2 protein-coding genes and 1 pseudogene are annotated in these 3,566 nt (G+C 57.2%); all 3 read right to left on the minus strand.

Annotated elements, in window-relative coordinates:
* Positions 1–998: 998 nt before the first annotated feature.
* Positions 999–1,619 carry a RolB family protein gene (locus C7G61_RS42230; protein WP_108523367.1) on the minus strand — a complete coding sequence of 207 codons (621 nt, stop codon included), beginning with the start codon at positions 1,617–1,619 and terminating at the stop codon, positions 999–1,001.
* Positions 1,620–2,483: 864 nt separating this feature from the next.
* Entirely contained in the window at positions 2,484–3,101 is a 618-nt protein-coding gene (locus tag C7G61_RS42235; protein WP_244608774.1) for a UPF0149 family protein, read from the minus strand.
* Positions 3,098–3,364: pseudogene (locus C7G61_RS42240) on the minus strand (transposase domain-containing protein); the annotation flags it as partial. The pseudogene C7G61_RS42240 and the gene C7G61_RS42235, both read right to left, overlap by 4 nt.
* Positions 3,365–3,566 lie beyond the last annotated feature (202 nt).

Genomic DNA, 3,566 nt, shown 5'->3' on the forward strand with positions numbered 1-3,566 from the left:
CACGAACTCAAGGAGCGCATCATGGCTGGTATCGACGACGTCAATCGCCATCCGGTCGTCCACACATGGTCCTACAAACTCGCCGACGCCGCCTGATATGATTCGAACCAAGAAAACGCTGACCTAGTTGTGCGACCGGCTTCCGTCGCTCCCCTCGGTAGGGAGCAAAATAGATGAGGCAATAATAGGTCTACCAGGAACATCGCTACATGCGGCAATACGGATGGGCCGCAGCAGGCGGTGATTGACGTTGCTTGCGTCCAGCAACGGCGCCCACGCCGGTAGCCTGAGCCGCATCGCGGCGTAGAAACCCCTGGCACCAGGGACGCGCGTCGACATCGCCATTGGCTTTACGCCGGTGCATTGGCGCCGAACTGGTTCGGCGCGCTCGAAAGGGGTCTGGCTGATCTCGTTATGGCGCAATGCGACGGCTGAGATCGCCGGGAACACCGGCGTGTCGCCGTGATCGAAGCCTGCTTTTCGCTTACCGCGAAGCAGGCTGTGCGGCGGCGGCGGCGGGATATATCCTGATGTAAATGTCCTGCGAGACGGAAGGTGGCAACTTCCGGCTCGCGCTTCGCCCGAGCCTCGCACTTCGTGCGAGTCGGAAGTTGCCACCTTCCGTCTCGCAGGACTTATCACGTGGCTTTCAGTCTACATCAGATAGGTTATTTTCTGTCTACCTCAGAGAGGAGTATAATATTTCCACCTTACATCCGTTACTGAAATTAACAGCATATCAGGAAGCGAAATGCAGAAGCGCATGCAACAACTTATCGACAATAGCCTCCATTAAAACCGACTTGGCTCATCCATTAACAATGACGACATTACAAAACGACAACGTACAAGCAATAGTAACGACTTGACGGCCCCGACTCGGCGGATACAACCGACATTTATTAAAGCAAAATGAATTACAAACACACACGACATACACCACAGATTCTACTAATAGGCCAAGTCCAATGGCTTGAGGACTATCCTCGGAAACACTGCTAATCTTCGTCCTCCTCCTCTTCCTCTTCCTCAACAAATATCGCAGGCCCGATAACCGGTATATCAAACCGCCCAAACGGGCCGCTACGAAGAAATAGGGCGCGGTTTTGGACCCCTTCGAACAAACCAGTGAGCGGCACGGCCGCGAAAAATTCAACGTCTTCGACGGTAGCATTCCTACAACCCAGGTCGTGGTAGATACTCACTATCTCATTTGCAGTATTTCCATCGTACGGCGGGAGTTCCATTGCCAGCAGGCCGTCTCCACCGACGCGTAGGCGCCTAGGAATAGGAGCGAGACTCTGCTGTTGACAGCATGCTCTCGCAACCGCCGCCGGCAAGTAGAGGTAGAGGAAATCGGACCCTTGAGCGATCGACTCAAGGATCTGTTCAGTCCGAATGCCGTCGGTCGGATCGTCCATGAGCGGCACGTCGTGGAGATCGTCGCACTTTGCCGGACAAATCCAAGGACGTGGGCCCGCAAGGAATTCAAATTGACTCTGCATAACAAGATCAATGAAATCCCCATATTCGCGGACATTCACCCTCTGGAGTAAATGCTCCAGCCAACGTCGATCTGTTTCGGTAATCTCGTTGCCGACATACGTGGGGCGCACCATAGTGAAAGATGAAATGAAGGAATGAAGCGGAGAGGCTGCGAATGCGATTCGCGCAAGGTATTCGTGTTTGTGAGTGATGGACCCAAGAAAGTCTCGTGTTTATATAGGATAACGATTGCCTATTGCAGGCGGTGAGGGGGCGTTATTCCCCATTGGACCGCAATCATAGACAGTGCTATGCGCCAAGGGACATAGCGAAACAGAAGGTCTGTCTAGAGTAATAGTAGGCAAATGGCGCATGCGAAGACCTTCGGTGCGCCCTTCGCTCTTGGGAATGCTATGTTGACTGATGGCTATAATTATTCCTCTGGAACATTTCGACTACGCGAAAAGACGCCCTTTAGAGAGAGCGGGCATTGATTGGTGGGTGGCGTTGATTGGTGTGATTGGTTGGTTGGCATTGATTGGTGCGATTGGTTGGCGTTGATTGGTGTGATTGGTTGGTTGGCATTGATTGGTGCGATTGGTTGGCATTGATTGGTGCGATTGGTTGGCATTGATTGGTGCGATTGGTTGGCAGGATATATGGCTTTGTCGCCTTTCTTTGTTTGTGCATTCGTGCACTCGTGACGTATGCGGCGAAGCCGATACCCTGACTTCAGGATCAGACCGCTGATTGACGCCTGCGCGTGGGCACGGCGGGTTCTATGATGGCGAGGCATTGCGTGAAGGTCAGGCGGCCTGCTGATCGGCGAGGCTCGTCGGCTTGGCGCAGGCGTTTCCGTTCCCAGGGTAGCAGTTCGTGCATAACCCTCCGGTGAGGCTTTCAATTACCCAGGATCTGCTTGACCAACAATTGCGCTGAGCGCGCGTTGAGAGGCATCGCCTTGGGGTAACCGGTATGAGCTCCCACGTCTGCGGCGATCAGGGGGCGCGTGCGTAGCGGATCGGCATCCAGTATTGGCGCGTGGCCTCGACAGCTGCTGGAATATCGGCGTTACGGAGAAAGTGCCCGGTCTCGGGGTCCCTTGGTGGCAGTCCGAGCAGCGGATGGCCCTGATCGTCGCGACAGTGCAGCAGGATGGGCAGAACCAGGCCGTGATTGACGTTGCCGCCGTCCAGCAACGGCGCCCAGGCCGGCAGCCTGAGCCGCATCGCGGCGTAGAATCCCTGATACCAGGGTCGCGGATCGACGTCGCCATTGGGTTTGCGCCGGTGCATCGGCTCGAACTGGTCGGGCGCGGTCGTAAGGACGTTGCTGATGTCGTTATGGCGCAGCGCGACGGCGGAGAGCGCCGCGAACTCCGGGGTGTCGCCGTGGTTGAAAGCATCGGCATCGATGGCGAGCAGCGGACAGATCCAGTCGAGCGGACTCATCGACACCGGTCCGGCCACGATCGCGGCGACATAACCGTCGGGCATGGGGATGCTGGTGGCGGCAGGAAGCCGATCGACGCGAGCCTGCAGCCACCGATCGAGCTCCGCAAGGGGCATCGCGGCGGCCGCCATCGACGACGAAGCCTTGTGACGACGCGGGCTCATGCGGCGGCCCGTGCGGTGCGCTGGCGCGCCGCCCTCCAGTTCCAGGCGAGCAGTTCGTGCAGCTGATGGCTCTTGGTTCGCCCGGACACGATGCGCTCCAGCACGTCGGCGAGGTAGGCCTGCGGATCGAGCTCATGGAGCTTTGCCGTGTTCACGAGCGATGCCAGGATCGCCCAGCTCTCGGCGCCGCCCTCGCTGCCGCTGAATAACGAGTTGCGTCTTCCCATGGCAATCGGGCGCATGGAACGCTCGACCGTGTTGGAATGTGTGCCTTAACAAGGCGCACTGTTCTCCTGGTGGAAGTCCAGGCCAGCAAACTCTCGCTCCAGCCGGAAGTAGAGCTATCGCCAATTTTTGGTGACGGCCGGGCCGGTCAGGCGGCGGCGGTTATGGGCTGACGGTCGGTCGGCTTGGCGATGACCTCAATCCCGTTGTTGAATGTCACACCAAGAACGAGTTTTGGCA

Source organism: Bradyrhizobium algeriense, assembly GCF_003062295.1.
Classification (GTDB): Bacteria; Pseudomonadota; Alphaproteobacteria; order Rhizobiales; family Xanthobacteraceae; genus Bradyrhizobium; species Bradyrhizobium algeriense.

Coding starts and splice junctions, on each gene's coding strand:
- C7G61_RS42235 (WP_244608774.1), bottom strand. CDS start 3,101: ATGAGCCCGCGTCGTCACAAGGCTTCGTCGTCGATGGCGGCCGCCGCG.
- C7G61_RS42230 (WP_108523367.1), bottom strand. CDS start 1,619: ATGGTGCGCCCCACGTATGTCGGCAACGAGATTACCGAAACAGATCGA.